The sequence below is a fragment of the Paenibacillus chitinolyticus NBRC 15660 genome (assembly GCF_000739915.1).
Lineage (GTDB): Bacteria > Bacillota > Bacilli > Paenibacillales > NBRC-103111 > Paenibacillus_F > Paenibacillus_F chitinolyticus.
On the sequence record NZ_BBJT01000006.1, the window covers coordinates 202,374 to 222,173 of the forward strand.

The 19,800-nt window shown below is 52.5% G+C and carries 21 protein-coding genes and 1 pseudogene; 8 read left to right on the forward strand and 14 right to left on the reverse strand.

Going from position 1 to position 19,800, the window contains the following annotated elements:
• Positions 1–4 precede the first annotated feature (4 nt).
• Positions 5–1,438: an SWIM zinc finger family protein gene (locus tag PCH01S_RS16375; protein WP_042230972.1), complete on the reverse strand. Its 1,434-nt coding sequence runs from the start codon at positions 1,436–1,438 to the stop codon at positions 5–7.
• A 512-nt stretch (positions 1,439–1,950) separates the two neighbouring features.
• Here PCH01S_RS16375 and PCH01S_RS30485 point away from each other — a divergent pair.
• Complete coding sequence (locus PCH01S_RS30485; RefSeq protein WP_156972824.1) at positions 1,951–2,097, forward strand: hypothetical protein; 147 nt, start codon at positions 1,951–1,953, stop codon at positions 2,095–2,097.
• A gap of 341 nt (positions 2,098–2,438) precedes the next feature.
• Positions 2,439–3,158 (forward strand): SDR family NAD(P)-dependent oxidoreductase, encoded by a 720-nt coding sequence (locus PCH01S_RS16380; RefSeq protein ID WP_042231187.1) that lies wholly within the window; start codon positions 2,439–2,441, stop codon positions 3,156–3,158.
• Positions 3,159–3,289: 131 nt separating this feature from the next.
• Here the strand turns inward: PCH01S_RS16380 and PCH01S_RS16385 are convergent.
• Positions 3,290–4,117 (reverse strand): annotated as a pseudogene (locus tag PCH01S_RS16385) (Rpn family recombination-promoting nuclease/putative transposase); the annotation flags it as partial.
• A gap of 47 nt (positions 4,118–4,164) precedes the next feature.
• Positions 4,165–5,157: an oxidoreductase gene (locus tag PCH01S_RS16390; protein ID WP_042230973.1), complete on the reverse strand. Its 993-nt coding sequence runs from the start codon at positions 5,155–5,157 to the stop codon at positions 4,165–4,167.
• 147 nt (positions 5,158–5,304) lie between these two features.
• Between PCH01S_RS16390 and PCH01S_RS16395 the strand changes: the two genes are divergently transcribed.
• The 3 genes from PCH01S_RS16395 (at position 5,305) to PCH01S_RS16405 (ending at position 7,727) form a co-directional block, all read left to right on the forward strand.
• Positions 5,305–5,739 (forward strand): Lrp/AsnC family transcriptional regulator, encoded by a 435-nt coding sequence (locus PCH01S_RS16395; RefSeq protein ID WP_042230974.1) that lies wholly within the window; start codon positions 5,305–5,307, stop codon positions 5,737–5,739.
• 326 nt (positions 5,740–6,065) lie between these two features.
• On the forward strand, positions 6,066–6,725 hold the full coding sequence (locus tag PCH01S_RS16400) for a FusB/FusC family EF-G-binding protein (protein WP_042230975.1): 660 nt from the start codon (positions 6,066–6,068) through the stop codon (positions 6,723–6,725).
• A 237-nt stretch (positions 6,726–6,962) separates the two neighbouring features.
• Positions 6,963–7,727 (forward strand): SDR family oxidoreductase, encoded by a 765-nt coding sequence (locus PCH01S_RS16405; RefSeq protein WP_042230976.1) that lies wholly within the window; start codon positions 6,963–6,965, stop codon positions 7,725–7,727.
• 1 nt (position 7,728) lies between these two features.
• On the opposite strand, the gene PCH01S_RS16410 is transcribed toward PCH01S_RS16405, so the two are convergent.
• Positions 7,729–8,064, reverse strand: coding sequence for a ribosomal protein L7/L12 (locus tag PCH01S_RS16410; protein WP_042230977.1), 336 nt, complete (start codon positions 8,062–8,064; stop codon positions 7,729–7,731).
• Between the two features lie 185 nt (positions 8,065–8,249).
• Between PCH01S_RS16410 and PCH01S_RS16415 the strand changes: the two genes are divergently transcribed.
• Positions 8,250–8,702 (forward strand): DUF441 domain-containing protein, encoded by a 453-nt coding sequence (locus tag PCH01S_RS16415; protein ID WP_042230978.1) that lies wholly within the window; start codon positions 8,250–8,252, stop codon positions 8,700–8,702.
• A gap of 166 nt (positions 8,703–8,868) precedes the next feature.
• On the opposite strand, the gene PCH01S_RS16420 is transcribed toward PCH01S_RS16415, so the two are convergent.
• The 3 genes from PCH01S_RS16420 to nrdR form a co-directional block, all read right to left on the reverse strand.
• Positions 8,869–9,516 carry an FMN-dependent NADH-azoreductase gene (locus tag PCH01S_RS16420; protein ID WP_042230979.1) on the reverse strand — a complete coding sequence of 216 codons (648 nt, stop codon included), beginning with the start codon at positions 9,514–9,516 and terminating at the stop codon, positions 8,869–8,871.
• A gap of 189 nt (positions 9,517–9,705) precedes the next feature.
• Positions 9,706–10,317 (reverse strand): YuzF family protein, encoded by a 612-nt coding sequence (locus PCH01S_RS16425; protein WP_042230980.1) that lies wholly within the window; start codon positions 10,315–10,317, stop codon positions 9,706–9,708.
• Between the two features lie 188 nt (positions 10,318–10,505).
• The gene (gene nrdR / locus PCH01S_RS16430) at positions 10,506–10,988 is read right to left on the reverse strand and encodes a transcriptional regulator NrdR (protein ID WP_042230981.1); all 483 of its coding nucleotides are present in this window, start codon (positions 10,986–10,988) and stop codon (positions 10,506–10,508) included.
• Between the two features lie 111 nt (positions 10,989–11,099).
• Here nrdR and PCH01S_RS16435 point away from each other — a divergent pair, with 111 nt between their 5' ends.
• On the forward strand, positions 11,100–11,330 hold the full coding sequence (locus PCH01S_RS16435; protein ID WP_009671472.1) for an alpha/beta-type small acid-soluble spore protein: 231 nt from the start codon (positions 11,100–11,102) through the stop codon (positions 11,328–11,330).
• A 70-nt stretch (positions 11,331–11,400) separates the two neighbouring features.
• On the opposite strand, the gene PCH01S_RS16440 is transcribed toward PCH01S_RS16435, so the two are convergent.
• The 5 genes from PCH01S_RS16440 to polA form a co-directional block, all read right to left on the reverse strand.
• Positions 11,401–11,979: a lytic transglycosylase domain-containing protein gene (locus PCH01S_RS16440; RefSeq protein ID WP_042230982.1), complete on the reverse strand. Its 579-nt coding sequence runs from the start codon at positions 11,977–11,979 to the stop codon at positions 11,401–11,403.
• Positions 11,979–12,572, reverse strand: coding sequence for a dephospho-CoA kinase (gene coaE / locus PCH01S_RS16445; RefSeq protein ID WP_042230983.1), 594 nt, complete (start codon positions 12,570–12,572; stop codon positions 11,979–11,981). Before coaE ends, PCH01S_RS16440 begins: the two co-directional genes overlap by 1 nt.
• A 44-nt stretch (positions 12,573–12,616) precedes the next feature.
• The gene (locus PCH01S_RS16450) at positions 12,617–13,387 is read right to left on the reverse strand and encodes an MntP/YtaF family protein (RefSeq protein WP_042230984.1); all 771 of its coding nucleotides are present in this window, start codon (positions 13,385–13,387) and stop codon (positions 12,617–12,619) included.
• Positions 13,388–13,450: 63 nt separating this feature from the next.
• Positions 13,451–14,311: a DNA-formamidopyrimidine glycosylase gene (mutM, locus tag PCH01S_RS16455; RefSeq protein WP_042230985.1), complete on the reverse strand. Its 861-nt coding sequence runs from the start codon at positions 14,309–14,311 to the stop codon at positions 13,451–13,453.
• Between the two features lie 40 nt (positions 14,312–14,351).
• Positions 14,352–17,018: a DNA polymerase I gene (polA, locus tag PCH01S_RS16460; protein WP_042230986.1), complete on the reverse strand. Its 2,667-nt coding sequence runs from the start codon at positions 17,016–17,018 to the stop codon at positions 14,352–14,354.
• Between the two features lie 207 nt (positions 17,019–17,225).
• On the opposite strand from polA, the gene PCH01S_RS16465 reads away from it, so the two are divergent.
• The gene (locus tag PCH01S_RS16465; RefSeq protein WP_042230987.1) at positions 17,226–17,975 is read left to right on the forward strand and encodes an HAD family hydrolase; all 750 of its coding nucleotides are present in this window, start codon (positions 17,226–17,228) and stop codon (positions 17,973–17,975) included.
• Positions 17,976–18,347: 372 nt separating this feature from the next.
• Here PCH01S_RS16465 and phoU read toward each other — a convergent pair whose 3' ends face one another.
• Positions 18,348–19,007 carry a phosphate signaling complex protein PhoU gene (gene phoU, locus PCH01S_RS16470; RefSeq protein ID WP_042230988.1) on the reverse strand — a complete coding sequence of 220 codons (660 nt, stop codon included), beginning with the start codon at positions 19,005–19,007 and terminating at the stop codon, positions 18,348–18,350.
• 16 nt (positions 19,008–19,023) lie between these two features.
• Entirely contained in the window at positions 19,024–19,791 is a 768-nt protein-coding gene (pstB, locus tag PCH01S_RS16475) for a phosphate ABC transporter ATP-binding protein PstB (protein WP_042231189.1), read from the reverse strand.
• Between the last annotated feature and the right edge of the window lie 9 nt (positions 19,792–19,800).

Below are 19,800 nucleotides of genomic sequence, written 5' to 3' on the forward strand. Positions count from 1 at the left end.
TTCCTTAATAAAGCAATCGAATGATGCCTTGATCTGTGACGATGCTTAGCAATTGGGCATGCAGCCGGTTATTATCCATATCATGCTCAAATCTGACTACAGCTGCTTGCTGCCTCAGCACGTCTTGATGAAGCATCGGCAGCATATGAGCTGTTGACTGTTCCACCGATTCTAAATCCGAGAGCTGCAGCTCTTTGCCTTGTCCGTCCAATAAGACGGGTCCATTGCTGCTGTGCATCAATTGATCATAAGCGAGCAATAGGACGGGACGTTTATCCGACAGCGGGTTTTTGATTTGATTTTTAACGATTTTGACCGCTTCCGTAACGGAGGAAAGTGCTTTGGATTTCACAGCCTGGAAATCTTGCTCTGTTACTGGACGCGGAACTGCCCCTTCCCAGCGAATTCTGCAATTCAGCTCGCCCGGGTAAATCATAAGCTCTTTCGCATTCACAATTGCAAAGTAAGAATCTTCTTCCTTGATAAACTTCGCTGCACGGAACGGACGGTACGTCCTTGTTGTATAAACGGTGCCTGATTCCACATCCGCCCAGAATGATTCGTCGACGTATTCCCCTCTTGCCTCATCCGCATAGGAGTTAAAGCTCAGCTGCATAAGGTCCCGATCGCTTTGAACTCTGCCGCATTCGCGCAGCTCCGCCAGTTGCCAAGCATGACCGATCCATTCCTCAATCGTGGAGTCCAATTCAGGCGCTTGTTCCGGATTGTCCAATTTTTGCTGCAAATAGCCGCGGCTTTTCTTGAGTAACGTATGCAGCGTGGATAAGTAAGCGGACGCCTTGGCATAGATCGTTTCTTGTTCCTCATCGGATCGAAGCAGAACAATGAGATTGCGCATTGCCGTCTGGATGCCTGGTATATAATAATTGCCAAGCTGTTTCGCTTGATCTTCAATCATTTTCAACATTTGCTTATCCAAACTGCCTAATCCTGATTGTACGATTTGATGAAGCAGCTTCTCAAAAATAGCAATCCCTTCGAGCTGTGCTCCTATTTTTTTTAGCAGTGCCGATTTGCTCGTCTTCCGTTTCGTCGGCTTTTCTTTACTGGTCGCCTCACTTTTCTTCTGCTCCCGCTTTTCGACCTTCTCCCTTTTTCCCATAATATCTTCCGGAATCGGTGCTGTCTCGAAAGGCGTTTCGGCTGCATAAGCATACATCAAGCCGAGCAAATGCTTACACGGGAACTGGCGGCTTGGACATGAGCAGCGAAACACCGGCTGTCCCTCGGTCATCCAGTCGACGGAGCAGCGATACGGTTCTTTCCCGCTTCCTTTGCACTCTCCGAATAAAAGCTTGCCATCCTCCGTCTTGCAAAGTTTCGTGAAGCTTTTTTTCTTGAACAAGTCTTTGCCGTTTTTCATTGCGGCGCTGTTATGCGCCAAACTGTCTACATACGCTTCCGATAAATTGATCATGGAGTCCCTCACCTAAAAAGTTTTCTTTCTTCAAAAATTCCACACCCTGCCTCGTAATCCTTTTGTTCGATAGTCTCGTCTGTCTTTTCGCTTCGCCATACTCCCACCCTGTTCGTTCCCTTGCATTCATGACATGATAATGATGGGTCGTTGATCGACAAGCATACCCAGGCATTGAGTTCAGGACACTCCCGCAGTGCGGACAACGGTTAGGTGCTTCGTATTCTGTATGTGCAGCGGCCTCGTTTCTACCACTAGAAAGCAGTCCTTTCTAGACTTTGCGCTCTTCAATGAGCATTCGACTAGGAATCGAATTCACAACAAATTGCGGAATAGTCGAGGGATAGTCGGTGGCTTCCTATGCACACTGCAGCTGAGCTTAGCAATCCGCGGAATAAATGGGACGACAGCGCGAAAATCACGAACACTTCGGACTGGAGTTTCGAGACTCGTCTTACTATACGAAATTCGTCACAAATCGTTCCCTCCCAACAAATTAAAGGGGGATACCTATGTTTACGAAAATCACCATTCAAGAAGACGAGCGAGGTTTGCTGTTTCGCGATGGGAGATATGTGAAGCTGCTGCAGCCAGGGACGAATCGATCATTGCCTTTCTCAAATGGTTGTGGAGATTATGTCTGTGTCGAAGCGTTTTGAGGTGAAAAATAAAATAAAGATCTGGAGCTATTCCTCCGCTCTTTCCTTAACATAAAAACGCCATCTCTCCACTGGCAGCGATGAGGTCAGGGGTTCAGTCCGCGCGCACGGAACGGGTGAATACGCTTCGGAGCTTCGCTTTGCGGAGGAGCACGGCGTCCGAATCTTCCGCTAGAATGCTGCGCCGAGTTAGCTTCGTCAGCCGTTTAATCAAAGATTCGGACATCCCCTAGGCCCTAGGCTACACCTTGACATTAGATCAATCCTGTGAACAGTGGAGAGTCCGCAGCTAGTATAGTACACTTGAATATAAAATGATTAACATGGGGAAAGGATACAGTATGAGAAGCTATCTTATTTTTGGGGCAAGTAAGGGTCTGGGAGACGCATTTGTGAAAGGTTTGCCTGAACATGGTGATCAAGTATGGATCGTCTCCAGAAGCAGGCCGGGCAGTCTGGATCTTAATGATGGCATAAAGCGGATATGGATTACTGCAGATCTGGCGCAGCCGGATGCCGCGCAAGTCATCTCAAAGGGCATTCAAACGGAGAAGATCGATGTTCTAGTTTATAACGTAGGAATTTGGGAGAAAGAAGGGTTTGAGGCTCAATATACTTTTGACAAGGATGAGGCGAGTGACATTGCCAACATTATAAATGTGAATATAACTTCAACAATTACCTGCATACAGGCTGCACTGCCTAATCTTCGCAAATCAGAAGCGGGTAAAATTATTCTAATTGGTTCCACAGCAGGACTGGATCATACGAATAACAACCAGGTATCATTTGTAGCTTCCAAGTTCGGTCTGCGCGGCATTACTCATGCACTGCGAGAGCATGTTCGCAAGGATGGCATTGCGGTCACTTGTGTGAATCCAGGCGAACTTGCAGCAGAAATTCCTTATGAGGATGGTGCGGACAAAGCGATTGCTGAATATAGCGGCACAAGAATTCCTGTACAGGATATTGTCTCAATTGTAAAATGCGTCGTCAACCTCTCTAGGGTTTCCTGTGTTAAAGAAATTCATATTCCAGCAATGACGGATTTGAATGCATAAATTAGCTTCGTCAGCCGTTTAATCAAAAATTCGGACATCCCCCTAGGTTCCATATAAGACAAAAAGCACTCTTCGGAGTGCTTTTTGTTGTTTGAGCCAAGCGGGGCCGAACCCCAAGGGTTCAGTCCGCTCTATTGTACCGTTTTTAACGATTCAACTTCAGCTTCGGTGAGACCGCTAGCCTTGGCGATGACTGAAACCTGAAGCCCCAAGGCAAGCATATTCTTAGCAATTTGGATAGCCTTCTTTTGCTCTCCTTCGGCTATTCCTTTAGCCATACCTTGGGCCATGCCCTTAGCCATGCCCTTTTCCGTCGCCCACTCAATCATGGAAGCTTCATCGTGCAAATACTTTTGCCTCTCTTCATATAATCGGCGGGCTTCCCGGTCCTGACTCAGAAACTCCAGCGTATCCATGGCTTTTTTCAAAGTCGGTTCGTTCATTTTCAGCACCTCCCAATTAGTTTTGTCCACACCTTTCAAGAACAACAGCCAGTTGATCAGACCGCCTTCAACCGGAGCAGCCTTCTCGTCCAGTTTGGACAGTTCCATAAAATGAACTTCGATATCGTCACATAGCTCCAGCCCCGTGTGATCTTCCCTCAAATGATAGACATTATGATACCGGTCGTTGGAAATAAACGAGTAATTTAAAATATTTATCGTAACGCATTTTTTCAATTCCTTGTAAGTTTGACCTTCCTGCAGCTGACCGGAGTAACGCTTGCTCCAGTAATAAAGCGTTCTTTTTTCAATATCATATTTATTAAAAAGCTGCATCTCGATGTTGATCAACTTACCTTCCGCCGTCTTGGCCCAGATGTCGAAGATGGATTGTTTGTCAAGCGGAGCATCCTTTTCCGTATACGGATTAAGCAGAACAATTTCGGTTAACGGCGGCTCACCCGATTCCGCAAAAGTGCGGTTCAAAAAAGTCAGCAAGACATCCTTGTTTTCATCTTTTTATCATACCATGCTTGACATGCTTTTGCAGCTTCAGAACCTGGTTATACACTTACTTCCCTCACCGTCAACATCCCCTCCGCGTAATCCGGATCTTCCAAAAGAGGGCGGCCGATCGCGATGACGTCCGCCAATCCGTCCTCAAGGATGCGGTCGGCAAGGCTCCGGGTATAAATCTGCCCGACGGCGATGACAGGAATTTTGAAATGCTGCTTGATTGCGGCCGCATGAGGCAGCTGATAAGCGGTGTATACGTCGCTGGGCTGCACCGGGATAATCCCGCCCGTAGACACATGAATAGCGTCCAGTTCGGATTCCAGCGGCTTTAACATGCGGGCCCATTCTTCAGGGATCAGTCCGCCCTCGCTGTAGTCGGTGGCCGAAATCCGAACGATGACCGGATAGTTTCTGCCCACTTCTCCTCTTACCGCGGCAAGAACCTCTTTCAAAAACCTTGCCCTGTTCTCGGAACTTCCTCCGTAGGCATCAGTCCGCTTATTGGACAGAGGCGACAAGAACTGGTGAATTAAAAAACCGTGCGCCGCATGAAGCTCAATTCCGTCAAATCCCGCTTCTTTACTGCGTTTTGCCGCCATACGATACTCCTGGATGATGTTATGGATGCCCTCTGCCGATAGTTCTTGCGGCATGCCGTATTGTTCGTCGAACGCAATCGCACTCGGCGCGACCAAAGTAGTCGTAACTTCCGGCGAAGATTTTCTTCCCCCGTGCGACAGTTGGATAAAGACCGGGGTGTTGTGCGCATGGACGGCATCCGTCACTTTCCGCAGCGCTTCCACGTGCCGGTCCGTATAGATGCCGATATCGTTTGCCCACAATCTTCCATTCGAAGAAACTGCCGTGGATTCCAAAACGATAAGTCCCACATGCTTCGCTCTGCGCCCATAATGCTCAATGTGATGTGCGGCGGCAAATGCTTCGGGGGTTCCTTTATACTGCTGCAGCGGCGCCATGATCAGCCGGTTTTTTAAAGGGATTCCGCCGATAGTTATCGGGTCGTTTAAGGTCCTTGTCATCTTTCATTCTCCTTCGCGAATGTTTAATGACATTTTATAATGAAAAATACCCGTTTCACATAGTATTATTAAGGAATAGAAGTTTAAATAACTAAGTTATCAAGTTGTATACTCCCTATTACCTTTAATAATGAGGTGTCTGCCAGTATGGATCAAATCGACTCGAAAATTTTATCTTTGATGCACGAAAATGCCCGGATCCCCATCTCCGAGATGAGCCGGATGATCGCGATGTCACAGCCCGCCGTAACCGAAAGACTGCGTAAATTAGAAGAGCAGGGAGTTATTACGGGCTACCGCGCAAAGCTTTCTCCCCGAAAGCTCGGCAAGCAAACCACGGCGTTCGTTTTGTTCAAAACGACCGATTGCAAAGGCTTCGCGGCTTTCAGCGAAAAATCTCCTGAGATCGTCGATCTCTACCGGATCAGCGGGGAATACAACTTTTTAATGAAGGTGCTGAGCAAAACGACGGAATCGTTGACCGGCTTTCTTGATGAATGCAGCGCGTTCGGCTTTTCAACGACTTTGATTGTGCTTTCGACCGCATTCGAGGATAAAAGTCTTGTAACAAGCGAACTGTAATATCGTTTTCCGTTTAAAGCCCTTCCTGCCTCCCTCTATTCTCAAGGCCTTTCCACCTTGCCAGAATTTTTTTATAGCTGATTTCGGCATTGCGGCGACGCCTGTGTACCATTATAATGGTCGGATAAGAGGAGGTCGGTACAAATGGCAAATCAATTGGCTGGTACACGATACGGCTCATGCGAAGCCTGATTATGGGGCGATACTTTGCATGGGCGGATGACGGTTCACGATAACATAGTCGCCCGAAAAAGCTAATATCGTTTCTAATAATGGGCTTTGCACTTATTTTTTTAGCTTAAATAAAAAATAAGGGGCTGAAAGCCATGATACAACCATTTATTAGAAACCATCAATATAATGTCATTAAAAAGCAGAGTCTTCTGCTTCAGAAGACCCACGAAACCGTTTCCGACCCGAAAGTCGTGGAATCGGTCAAATCCAGCGCTCCGTTCAAACTGCTTGAAGCATTCCCGGAGGCGGACGGCCTTCAAAAACAACTGCTGGAGAAAATTTCGGGATTGCGTACCGCAGAAGAATTCAAGCATTATCCGGAATCGCTGGAATCCTACTTGGCGCCGTTTCCGGCACTGACGGCAAAGCAGCTCGCCAAGCTTTTCCCGAAGAACAAGAAACTGAAGATTCCCGACCTGTCCGAAATCGACTACCGTTATGTCACTTACCTGGGCTGGACCGACATCGCGACGAATAAATTGTTTCTCGTGTACCAATTGAACGGGAAACTGATCGGCATCGAAGGGCGGTATACACCGGCGAACAAAGGCGTTTGCTTTCTGTGCAACAAACACGAAGAAGTCGCGCTATTTACCGCGGTCACGAAATCAAGACCGGCCAAAGCGTCATCCGATTACTATAAGGCGATCGGGAACTACCTGTGTGTAGACAGCACCGTCTGCAATCAGAACATCACGAATGTCACGGCCCTCGACAAATTTGTCCGGGAAGTGGTTGGCCAGGAATCGTAAATAGGCAAGTTAATAAGTGAATACGTAAACGCAAATATCCAAGAGTCTGCCGCTATCGGCAGGCTCTTTTTGATTTTCGGATAAGCGCCGCCACAAATAAGCGGCTGCGCTTTAAGCAGGTCGACAGCAAGTCCCTCGCCTGCCTTTGAATTATTCTAAACAAGAATGAGAGCACAACATTTCAAATCTTCTCCTGTGTTACAACTGTACATGAATCAAGAAAAGGAGAGATGAAGCATGAGTAAACTGCAAGGGAAAGTCGCATTAGTAACCGGGGCAAGCCGGGGAATCGGGCGCGCCATTGCGCTCCGCCTGGCGCAGGAAGGGGCGCTCGTTGCCGTCCACTACGGGAAGAATCGCAATGCGGCATTGGAAGTAGTACGCGAGATACAAAGCCGTGAAGGCTCTGCTTTTGCCATAGGCGCCGATCTGACGTCGGCGGGCGGCATTGATCAATTGTTTGCCGCGCTGGATACGGGTCTGCTCGAATTTACCGGGGGCAATCACCTCGACATTCTCGTGAACAACGCGGGGATCGCCCAGACTTTAACCCTTGAGGAAACGACGGCGGAGTCCTGGGACGAAGTCATGGATATCCATGTCAAGGCACCTGCTTTTATCATTCAGAAAGCACTGCCGCGTCTAAAAGAAAACGGCCGGATCATTAACATCTCTTCGGCCGTAACCCGTATCGCTTTCCCGAATCTGCTGGGATACAGCGTATCGAAAGGAGCCCTCAATACGCTGACTTACGTGCTCGCTCAGCATCTCGGAAGCCGGAACATTACGGTCAATGCGATCCAGCCGGGCATCATTGATACGGACATGAACGCCGAAACGCTGCAAAGCACCGGCGGACAAGAGTTCGCCGCCGGACTTTCCGCTTTCGGAAGATGGGGGCAGCCGGAAGACGTCGCGGATATCGCAGCATTCCTAGCGTCACCGGACAGCCGATGGGTAACCGGCCAACTGATCGACGCAAGCGGAGGATCACGCCTGTAAGCTAGCTCCGTTCCAGATTCTCCACATAATCCTTGGCTTCCTTCAAGCCGATCCCTTGCTCCACTCTCACGAGTTTGATCGCTTTGATCTTATCGCCTTGTGCAAGCAAGTGATGCACTCTTTCGTCAAGAAGGGACATCTGTGCCGAAGCGGGCTTGTCGGACCGGTCGGCCGTCGACGGCTTTAACCGGTTTATCGCCTGTCCTTCCGCCCGTCCTTTTAGCCACTCCAGATCGTCCTGGATGGCGTTAATCCGGCTTTGAAGGCTGAATACTTTAACCAGCAGCAGCAGAGCGAGAATCAAAGCCCCCACCGCTATCATTTCAATCGCTTCCATGGAATCGTGCTCCTTTCACCCGGGGAGGTTTTGGATCACCTGCCCATATATATGAAAAGTATACCATATCACCTCGGGAGATCTCACAGCGGCCTCCGGCTTTCCTCCTTACCGGTCCCTTCCTTGTTGACGCGGCTTCAATGCTTTACAATGGAAACAAAAAAGACCTAAAGGGGAATTTGAAGATGGCCCAAGTGGACATGCCTTCCATCCTGCTGCTCGGTTTGGCCCTTCTCGGGCTGCTCAGCAGCAATTCGACCGTTACGATTGCCATGCTCGTTCTCCTGCTCTTGCGGGTGATGAATGTACATCAAGCCTTTCCCTTTTTGGAAAAATACGGACTTACGATCGGCGTCGTCATTTTGACCATTGGGGTCATGACGCCGATCGCCAGCGGCAAAATGCCCGTCCAGACCATTCTCCAGTCCTTTATGCACTGGAAATCGCTTTTGGCCGTGCTTATCGGAATCTCCGTTGCTTACCTGGGCGGCCGGGGCGCCCTGCTCATGACGAACCAGCCGAATGTGGTAGCCGGACTGCTTATAGGCACCGTGCTCGGCGTAGCGCTGTTCCGCGGTGTTCCCGTCGGCCCTCTGATTGCGGCCGGTCTGCTCTCTCTGCTTATCGGCAAAGGCTGAGACAAACCAATAACCGTTGCTGTCGTACCGCCCGGCTCCAAACGCAAAAAAACTGCCCTCTCAGAATGAACGGAACCTCCAATGTCAGATCGTGTCTAACCATTGGGGCTCAGTTCAGAAAGGGGCAGTTTTTTGCGTTTATATGGGAACACCGCAAGGGGGAAGCTTATACTCGCGATGGGGTTTTCGCAAACTGAGCGGCTACTGCCGCGGCTCTTGTTTTGGCGCCCTGCACAAGCTCTTGCGCTTTGTCCGGGAAAGCCGCGATGCCTTCCACGTAGACATGCTCGTAGTCCGTGATTCCGATGAACGCCATAATTCCGCGCAAATATTTGTCGGTAAATTCAAAGTCCGCGGCTGGTCCTTCGGAATAAATGCCTCCGCGTGCTTGGATGTGAACGACTTTTTTACCGGACATGAGCCCTTCGGGTCCGTTCGCGGTATAACGGAACGTTTTTCCCGCGATCGCGATGTTGTCGATGTAAGCTTTCAGCATCGGCGGGTAGCTCAGGTTCCACATCGGAGTGACGAATACGTAGCCGTCCGCCGACAAAAACTGCTCCAGCACTTCATTCATCCGGTTGATGGCAGCCGCTTCCGTTTCGTTCAGCGCTTCACCGGCACGCAGCTTATCCCAGCCGTTCAGCACATCGGCGTCGATAAGGGGAATATGCTCTTCGTACACATCTACGCGTTCCACTTGAAGATCCGGATTTTCTTTCGACACCGCCTCCAGAAATTGCTCCCCGACCTGAAGACCGAAAGAACGGTCTACCTCTCTTGGATTTGCAGTGATATATAATAATTTGTTCATTTTGATTTCCTCCTAGTCGGATTTCGAATATTTGTATCAACTAACTTATATTCAATAACTTACTTTATGTAAGTATATTATCACGGTTACTTTCTTTTGTAAAGCAACTATATAAAAATTTTCTCCAGGCAGTCCGATGCATACAAAAAAACCGCCGGAATCCGGCGGCTCTTAGCCTTCGATAAGGTTCTACTCCGGCATCACCCAAATGATTTGGGCCGTCCGGATAAAAAATTTCTTACCGTCCTCCTGTACCACGACATGATCCGGTTTCACATCTGTCAGAACACCCCGGTTGCTGCCGCGAACCGTCTCTACCACCACACATCGACCGACAATCATTTTGAGCGTCAGATACACATAGGGATCGATGCTGAAAAAAGGCTGCGGCACCGCGACCGGAGCGCCTCCGGAAGGGCCGCCCGCCTCAAGGGCGCCGTAGCCGTAGCCCCCCTGCCCTGCCCCTCCGCCGATTGATCCGAAGCCTCCCTGAGGGAAAGGCGCGAAACCTCCGCCTCCGGGTTGAGAACCCGGAGGAAACCCCGCCTGTCCGGGCCAGCCGTCGGCTGAGCCGAAACTCTCCGGGTAAGCTCCCTGCGGCGGAAAAGCACCGGTCATCCCTCCCGGTGGCTGCCCCTGAGTGAACGGGGGCAGATTGCCCCCGCCTCCGAACGGAGAGCCCTGCTGGAGCGGATACCCCGGCAGCTGCGCCTGCCCCTGTGTCATTTTCGTGTGATCGGGAACTTCGGGTTTCCCGAATCCCCACGGCACTCCCTGCCCGTTTCCTTGCGTCATCGACATATCGTCGCCTCCTTTGAGCCGTTCCACCCTGAAACATATGGCGGCGGATGCGGAGATATGCCTGTTGTGTTCCTGCCGTTATCGCCGGCTGCGCGGCAGAAGCCTGTATTCCGGCCATTTCCCCCGGCTAAACGGCAAAAAGACTTTCCTCTTTTAAAGAAGAAAGCCTTGCAAGCTCGTTCCGGCCTCTAACCGTCCGATTTCAATGCGCTCAAATTCGTTTTGCCTAAAATTTGCTCCAGTTCCTTCAGGAACATGTTGATATCTTTAAACTGCCTGTACACCGACGCAAAGCGGATATAGGCCACTTCGTCGACCGGGTAAAGCTGCTCCATCACGAGTTCTCCGATTCTCATGCTGTCCACTTCCGCGTGAGCCATATTGCGCACCTGCATTTCGACCTCGGAGACAATTTGCTCCAGCCGGTCCACGGATACCGGACGTTTCTCGCAGGCTCTGATTAACCCGCGCAAAATTTTGTCGCGGTTAAATTCCTCGCGGCTGCCATCCTTTTTGATCACGATAAGAGGCGTTTCCTCCACCATCTCGAACGTCGTAAACCGCCGCTGGCACTTCTCGCATTCTCTGCGCCGGCGGATCGATTTGTTGTCGTTAGCCGAGCGGGAGTCCAGTACTTTCGTTCCGTTGTGCTCGCAAAACGGGCATTTCATCGGGGATTCCTCCTCTCGTCCGTTCTTTATTTTTACTCCCAAATGTTGCTTGTTATCAAGCCTACAAAAACGCACATAATAGTTCTACCAACGACAAGGAGGTGAACAGAAATGGGTGCAGGACAATCTCGCAGCAGCAACGTACTGGTTGTTCCACAAGCTAATCAAGCTTTGGATCAGCTGAAATATGAAGTTGCCCAAGAGCTTGGTATTGCGATTCCTCAAGACGGTTACTACGGTAACATGGCTACTCGCGACACGGGTGCTATCGGGGGTCACATTACTCGCAGACTGGTGCAAATCGCCGAACAACAACTGGCCGGTCAAGGCCAATCCCGCTAACTTCTAGCGGAAACCAAGCAACACGGAAGTATCGGATCCGGCGGCTACACCCGCCGGGTTCGGTGCTTCTTTATTTGCTTCCCGCGCTTTGATTCCATTCCTCGCCGTAAAGCTTCTTGAATTTCTGCTGATAATACAGCACCCTCTGTACATAATGCCGGGTTTCGCCGAACGGGATCTTTTTGATGGTTTCTTCCGTTCCATCCCAGACGCCGTTGTTCTTCCACTTGCTGACGTTTCCCTGGCCCGCGTTATACGCGGCTATGGAATAAAGCCAGTTTCCTTTGTACTGCTTGTTCAGCCAAGCCAGGTACCAGGAGCCAAGCTGGATATTATGTTTCGGGTCGCGGAAATCGGCCGATTTCGTATTGGACGTTTCGCGAATCCATTCCGCCGTATCGGGCATGAGCTGCATAATGCCGACAGCTCCTTTTTTGGATTCCCGGTCGTGTTTGAAATTCGTCTCCACTTTGATGATAGCCGCAATCAGAAACGGATCGACCTGGTACTGTGCGGCATTCTGCCGGATTTCTTCACGATAGTGAATGGGATAGATTATCTGCCCGATAAAAAGACCGTTGCTGAACAGAAGAAAAACAAATCCGAGCAGCAGCAGGGCGAATACCCGCTTTTTCCGCAGAAGCTTCATTACAGCCCCCTTTGAAGCCAGAACCGCTCGACAAACTGCTCCGTCTGCTCCAGGGTTCCCGAATTGTCGATACAACTATCCGCGAGCTCTTTTTTACGTTCAATGGGCCATTGGGCCGCAAGCCGGGATTCCGCCTGTTCGGCGTTCAGTCCGTCCCGCTCCATCAGTCTCCTCAACTGGACTTCTCTCGGCACATAAACGACCATAACGGACGAAAACATGCTTTGAAGTCCCGATTCGTAGAGCAAAGGCACGTCCACCACGACAAGCTTGTCCGGAAATTCACGCTCCGCGGCGGCCATTCTTTCTTTCATGAGAGCACGGATGGACGGATGCAAAAGATCTTCGAGCGCTTTCCGGGCTTCTTCGTTCCCGAAAACCGTCTTGCCCAGTTTTTTACGGTGGAGCGAGCCATCCGGCAGCAGCATATCTTGTCCGAAATGCGCGGCGACCTGAGCCAGAACGGGGCTCCCCGGCTCTACCACTTCGCGCGCGATCCGGTCGGCGTCTATAAGAATCGCACCGCGGCGGACAAGCATGGCCGAGACCGTGCTTTTGCCGCAGGCGATACCTCCCGTGAGTCCTATATTCATTTCACTCGACTCCCACGTCAATCACATTTTTTAAGGAATAACAGCTAAAACAGTTTGGAAATGCCCATCAGGATCAGGACGACTCCCGGCAGCATCGATACTTTACGAATCCAGCCGAGCCCGGAATACTGATAGCCGATTTTCAGGCCGAGGAAAATAAAGAGTCCGCTCGTTACCGCGATTACAGCCGATGTCAGCAGCGGGGTATACCCGATCAAAGCGGCACCGATTCCCGCGCCGAAAGCGTCAAGGGACAGCGCGATTCCGAGCAGCGTCGCTTCCGAAGAAGAAATGTTGCCGGACCGGTCCACGTCGGCCGCGGAAGGCGTACGCAAAATCTGAATCACGAGTCCGAGCCGCTTAATCTCGATCGAAAACATCCGCGGCTCGCGCTCCGGCTCTGCCCTTGGCGCCTCGGGGCGGCGGGCCGCAACCGGATTAGATTGGAAAGCAGCTTCCAGACGGGACGTTCCGGCCGATACCGCCGCCTTTCCGTTCTCCGCCTGTGTACGTTCCTTTCCTTCACCGTCGCCGTCATTGCCCTGCTTCTGTGCCAGAAACTGAACCAGCGCCCAGATTCCGATGCCCATCAGAATAACCGCACCGAGCATCCCGGCATAGTGCGGGGATAAATACCGCGACAGCCATACTCCAAAACTCATCGAAATGTAAATGATGATTCCCGAGCAAAGAGAAATGATCGCCAGGGACGGAAGCGGGATACGGATTTTACGCAAGCCGTACATCATCCCTACCCCGAAACCGTCCAGACTGACGGCCAGAGCCAGAATCAACAGAGAAAAAAATGGAAGCACGCCTCATTCCTCCTACCTGCGTTTTCTACACACTTATCATATGGAGGGGTAGGAGGAGTTGTGCTAAAGCTTATTTTTCGGCGTGCTGCGCTTTCTTTTGAGAGGCTGGCATTTCAGGCAGAAATGCGTGCCCCGGCCCCCGACAACGGTTTTCTCGATCAAGCTGCCGCAGGTAACGCAGGGTTTGCCGTTCCGGCCGTAAATGTTCAGGGAATGCTGGAAATTCCCGGATTCGCCTTGGCCGTTTACGTACGATTTAATGGAAGAGCCACCGGCCTCGACTGAGCTTTTGAGGGTATGGACAATCGCTTCGTGAAGTTTCTGAAGCTCAAGGCGGGTCAGCGAAGCCGCTTCCCTCTCGGGATGAATTCCCGCCAGAAAAAGCGCCTCGTCTACATAAATATTACCGAGTCCGACGATGTATGCTTGATTGAGCAGCAGCGGTTTAATCTTCGTGCTCCGTTTGCCGATGGCCTGACGGAACGCATCGAACGTAAAGGACTCGTCCAGCGGCTCAATGCCCAGCTTATGAAGCGGCTTGCTGCTCAGATCTTCCTCTCCCGCGAAAAGATGCATCGTGCCGAACTGCCGCACATCGCGGTATCTCAGTTCGGTCCCGTCCGTAAAGCGGAAGATCACATGCGTGTGAGGTTCCACCTCGTCCGAACCTTCGTAGAGGCCGTAGCGGCCTTCCATACGAAGATGGGATACTAACACGCCGTCATCGAGCAGGAAGCGCAGAAACTTGCCTCTGCGGCTCACGCCCTGAATCGTCTGGCCTTCCAGAAGATCGGCGAATAGCTCCGGCTCTTCGGGTTTTTGAATAATCCGTTTCAGGCGGACTTCCACTTCTCGGATCGTCTTGCCGACGACCAGTCGGCTGAGTGTCCGTCTGACGGTCTCCACCTCCGGTAATTCCGGCATGGCGCTTCACCTCGGTTCATGCTGTGTTTTCATAATCTCCCTATTTCGCTTCGTACCAGTTGGATCCGTAATCCACTTCGGCGAGCAGAGGCACGTCCAGCGCAAGCGCGCCTTCCATAACCTCGGGCACGATGCGGCGCATCGTTTCCAACTCGTCGGGCGGAACTTCGAAAATCAGTTCGTCATGCACTTGCAGGAGCATCCGGCTCTTCAGGCCTTCCGCTTTCAGCCGCTCGTCCATCTGCACCATGGCCAGCTTGATGATATCGGCCGCCGTTCCTTGAATCGGCGTATTCATCGCCGTTCTTTCCGCGAAAGAACGGAGGTTAAAGTTAGATGCGGTAATCTCCGGCAAATACCGGCGACGATGCAGCAGCGTCGTGACGTAGCCCTGTTCGCGGGCCAGTTTCACAATGTCATCCATATACTGGCGGACACCCTGGAAAACGGCGAAATACTGCTCGATAAACTGGCTCGCTTCCTTACGGGAAATGGCCAGGTTCTGGGAAAGCCCGTAATCGCTTATCCCGTAAACGATGCCGAAGTTAACGGCCTTCGCCGAGCGGCGCATATTCGCGTCCACTTCGGATTCGGCTACGCCGAATACATCCATGGCCGTTTTCGTGTGAATATCCATATTATTCGTAAAAGCTTCCTTAAGATTCTCGTCACCGGAAATGTGAGCGAGCACCCGAAGCTCGATCTGCGAGTAATCCGCGGCCAGAATAGACCAGCCCGGCTCCGAAGGCACGAACACCTTGCGGATTTTGCGCCCTTCCTCCAGCCGGATCGGAATGTTCTGCAGGTTCGGATACTGGCTGCTGAGCCGGCCCGTGGCCGCGATCGTCTGCCTGTAGTACGTATGAACCTTGCCGGTTTCCTTCCGCACCTCTTTCAGCAGTCCTTCCACATACGTGGACTGGAGCTTGGCGAGCTGCCGGTAATGGAGAATGCCCTGTACGATTTCATGGTAAGGGGCCAGTTTTTCCAGCACCTCGGCATCCGTGGAGTAGCCTGTCTTCGTCTTCTTCTGGACGGGAAGCTGGAGCTTCTCGAACAGCACTTCTCCGAGCTGTTTCGGAGAGTTGATATTGAATTCCATGCCGGCGTGGCGGTAAATCTCCGTCATCGTCCGTTCGATCTGCACGGCGAGCTCATCGCCAAGCTGCTTCAGTCCGGCCGTATCGACTTTGATGCCGCGCAGCTCCATATCCGCAAGAACACCCGAGAGCGGAAGCTCCAGCTCGTAGTAGAGCTGCTTCATATCCGCCTGCTCCAGCTTCTCGCGCAGCGAGACGTCCAGGCGGGAGATGCGGTCGGCCTTGCGGGCGAGATGCTCCGCGACGGCTTCCGGCTCCGGCAGGCGGAACTTGGCGCCTTTGCCGAAGACCGCTTCGTCCGGCGCCACATGAAGCGCGCCGTACTTATCCGCGATGCCGCTGAGCGTAAGCGACGACTCCGTCGGATCGAGCAGATACGCCGCGAGCATGACGTCGAACGTCACGCCGGCCAGCGTGATGCCGTTCCAGGCGAGCACCAGCTCCGCGCGGTGGCGGTCCCACGTGCTCTTCGGAGCACCCTTGTCCGCCAGCCAGGCGCGCAGCGCTTCCGCTCCGGGAGCGGTCAGCACGGCCGCGGGCACGTAGTAGCCCGCTTCAAGCGTGTGGAAAGCCGCCCCGACCAGCTCGGCCGTGTGGGCATTGTCCCCCACGGCCTCCACGTGCAGCGCGCTTACATCTTGCAGCGCGCCGATCAGGTCCGTGATGTTGTCCGCGTCTACCAGGCGGACAACCAACTCTTCCGCGGGGCCGGACTCCGCCCCTTCAGAAGAGGCCGCTCCCCCCGCGCCGGAGAAGTCCAGCCTCTCGAGCAGCGACTTGAACTCCAGTTTGCGGAACATGGCCGCAAGCTCGGGCGTTTCGAAACCGGAGAAGGCGAGGCCGCTCCAGTCCGTATCCATCGGCACTTCGCGGTAAATGGTCGCGATTTCCTTGCTCATCCGCGCGGAATCCGCATGGTCGCGGACCTTTTCCTTCATCTTGCCCTTCATTTCGTCCGCATGCTCCAGCACGGATTCAACGGAACCGTACTCGTGGAGCAGCTTCAGGGCCGTTTTCTCGCCTACTCCGGGAATGCCCGGAATATTGTCGGAAGAGTCGCCCATCAGACCCTTGAGGTCGATAATCTGGGCCGGAACGAGGCCGTACTTCGCTTGGATCTCGGCCGGATCGTAACGGTCCACTTCACTGATGCCTTTGCGGGTCACGGCAACCGTCACACGGTCCGATACGAGCTGCAGCATGTCCTTGTCGCCGGTAACGACCAGCACGTCCTTGCCTTCCTGCTCCGCAGACTTGGTCAGTGTGCCGATGATGTCGTCCGCTTCATAGCCTTCCAGCTCGAACTGGCGGATGCCGAAAGCGCTCATCAGCTCTTTGATCAGAGGGAACTGCTCGGACAGCTCCGGCGGCGTTTTGGCTCGTCCGCCTTTGTATTCCGTGTAATCTTTATGTCGGAACGTCACTTTGCCCGCGTCGAAAGCCACGAGAAAATGAGTCGGTTTTTCTTCTTCAATCAATTTGAGGAGCATGGTCGTGAATCCGTAAACGGCATTCGTATGAAGACCGGCGGAATTGCTCAGCAAAGGCAGCGCGTAAAAGGCGCGGCTCGCGATACTGTTTCCATCAATAACGATCAATTTTTCCATCTTACACCCCGAATTTTGGACATATACGTTCATGATAGCACAGGCTGGACGAATATGAAAAAGTTTCAGCCCGGTAATTTTTGAGCCTATCCTCCCGGGCTTGCGGTGATGTTCTCCGCTTTCCGCACATAGACTGATAGTACGATGCAAAGCCGGCGCGTCCGGTGTTTTCAGCTGGATTCGTCCGGCAAGGGAAGGAGGACCGAGATGAGTCCCTTTTTTTTTCCGGCTCCCAAGAAAATGATTTTTTTCGATATGAACAATACATTGGTCGACCGCAGGCAATGCTTCGATTCGGCATTCACGGAGGTACTGGGAGACTACACCGGAAGATGGGAACAAGAAGACGGGGCGGCTTCCCCCGAAAATGCGCTTCAGATTTATAAGCAGGAGTGGCAAAAACTGCGGAAACTGCGCCCCCGGGGCCACCGTCCCAGCGAAGAAATGCGGATAGCCTGCCTGGAAAAGGCGCTGGACGCTTTTCCCATATCGGTGAACGAAACGTTCGCCAAAGGCTTTTTCGAGCAAATTGAAGAAACGGAAGGAAACTATGTCCGGCTTTTTCCCGGTGTCGAAGAAACGCTGGCGGCTCTGGGCGAGCGCTACAAGCTTGCGGTCATCAGCAACGGCAGCCGCAAAAGGCTGGAGAGGGACATCGGGCGGCTCCGATTGTCCTCCTTTTTCCCCGAGAAACTTCTCTTCAGCTCCACGAAAAACGGACCGCGCAAGCCGCATCCGGGTTTGTACCGGACCGCCCTGAAAGAAACGGGCATAGCACCGGGCCAAGGCGTCATGGTCGGCAACTCGTGGAAGAACGACATCATCGGCTCCACCCGCTGCGGTCTGGATGCCGTCTGGATTTACCCGCCCCATGTGAAAAAGATTTCCCAGCGGAAAGTCGGCCGCCAGAAGGTCATTATCGTGCGGTCCGTCAAGCAGCTGGTGCATGTGCTTTAGCCGCGGCTTTTGAGGCGCCGTCTCCTTAAACACCCGGAAGGAACAATCTCATAATGCGCACAACCGCCCCGAGGGCGGTTTTTTATCGGCCTTGCCTTGCATGTACAGACGAATTTCACCTTACACATCCGGTCATGGGCATATAGCTTCGGATTAGGATTTCTCGTCTGCATTCCTATCACAAAGAAACAGCCTGCCGGGAAGTTCCCGGCAAGCTGTTTGCGGCCTCGCTGCTTTGTAACGCCAAGCTGACTACGGCTATGTTCTTTGCGCCGTCCGCCATCCTTACATGTTTACATCCTATTGCATTCTTACATGCGAAGCCGGGTTCTCCGATACGTACGACCCGGTATCGACGGCATTGCAGCCGTCCTATACGTTCAAGTCTTTTCGTTTGCCCGTGACCATGTAAATTACGCTTTCGCCGATGTTCGTCACATGGTCGGCCACCCGCTCCAAGTAATGGGCCACCATAATCAGGTGCGTCAGCTGTCGGTTGCGGGTGAAATCCGCATTCATCATCCCGATGACGTCGGTCATGATGCGGCTGAAAATTTTGTCCACCTTATCGTCCTTCTCCGCCAGCGAAGCGGCCATATGAACGTTGCGGTTCATATAAGCGACCAGGCTCTCGCGGAGCATCTCTTTGGAGATTTCGGCCATCTGGGGAATGTCGATCAGTTCCTTGGCCAGCGTCTCTCCGGACAGGCGGATCGTAATCTTCGCGATGTCCACGGCATGGTCGGCGATCCGCTCCAGATCCGTCGCGATGCTGAGCGCCGTGCCGATAATCCGCAGATCGCCCGCCATCGGCTGCTGAAGCGCGATCAGCTTCAGGCACATTTCTTCGATGCGCAGCGTCAGTTCGTCCACCGCGTCGTCATCCTCGACCGTGCGCCGCGCGAGATCCGCATCCAGCCGGGTCAGCGCTTCGACAGCCTGGTGAATGGAATTTTCAACCATGGAGCCTAAATCGAGCAGTTCATTCTGCAGATCGTCAATCGAATGCTGAAAATTAAGGCGATTATTCATTGAAGCCCCCTTAGAGTTAACCGAAACGTCCGGTGATGTAATCTTCGGTGCGCTGGTCGTTCGGATTTGTAAAAATCTTGTCGGTCTGATCGGTCTCAACGAGAATCCCGTTGAGGAAGAAAGACGTGCGGTCGGAGATACGCGCAGCCTGCTGCATGTTGTGCGTCACGATAATAATCGTGTAGCGCTCCTTCAGCGTCTGCGTAAGCTCCTCCACCTTCAAGGTGGAAATCGGATCGAGCGCCGAGGTCGGTTCGTCCATCAGCAGCACTTCCGGCTCGACCGCCAGCAGACGGGCGATGCACAGACGCTGCTGCTGACCGCCGGACAGGCCGAGGGCCGACTTGTTCAGGCGGTCCTTCACTTCGTCCCAAAGGGCGGCCTGACGCAGGCTGCGTTCCACGATTTCGTCGAGAACGGCGCGTTTTTTCTGGCCATGGATGCGCGGTCCGTAAGCAATGTTGTCGTAGATGCTCATCGGGAACGGATTCGGGCGCTGGAAAACCATACCCACGCGTTTGCGCAGAGACACGATATCGCTCTCCGGCGAATAAATATCTTGGCCGTCCACCTTAATGGTCCCGTTAATCCTCACGCTGTCGATCAGATCGTTCATCCGATTAAGCGTGCGCAGAAAGGTCGACTTTCCGCAGCCGGAAGGCCCGATCAGGGCCGATACGGAATTCGGCGCGATGTCTAGATCAATTCCGTGAAGGGCTTGGTTGTCTCCGTAAAAAAGATCCAGCCCGTTTACTTTTATTTTCGTATCGGTCGCAATATTCATGGCAGGAGC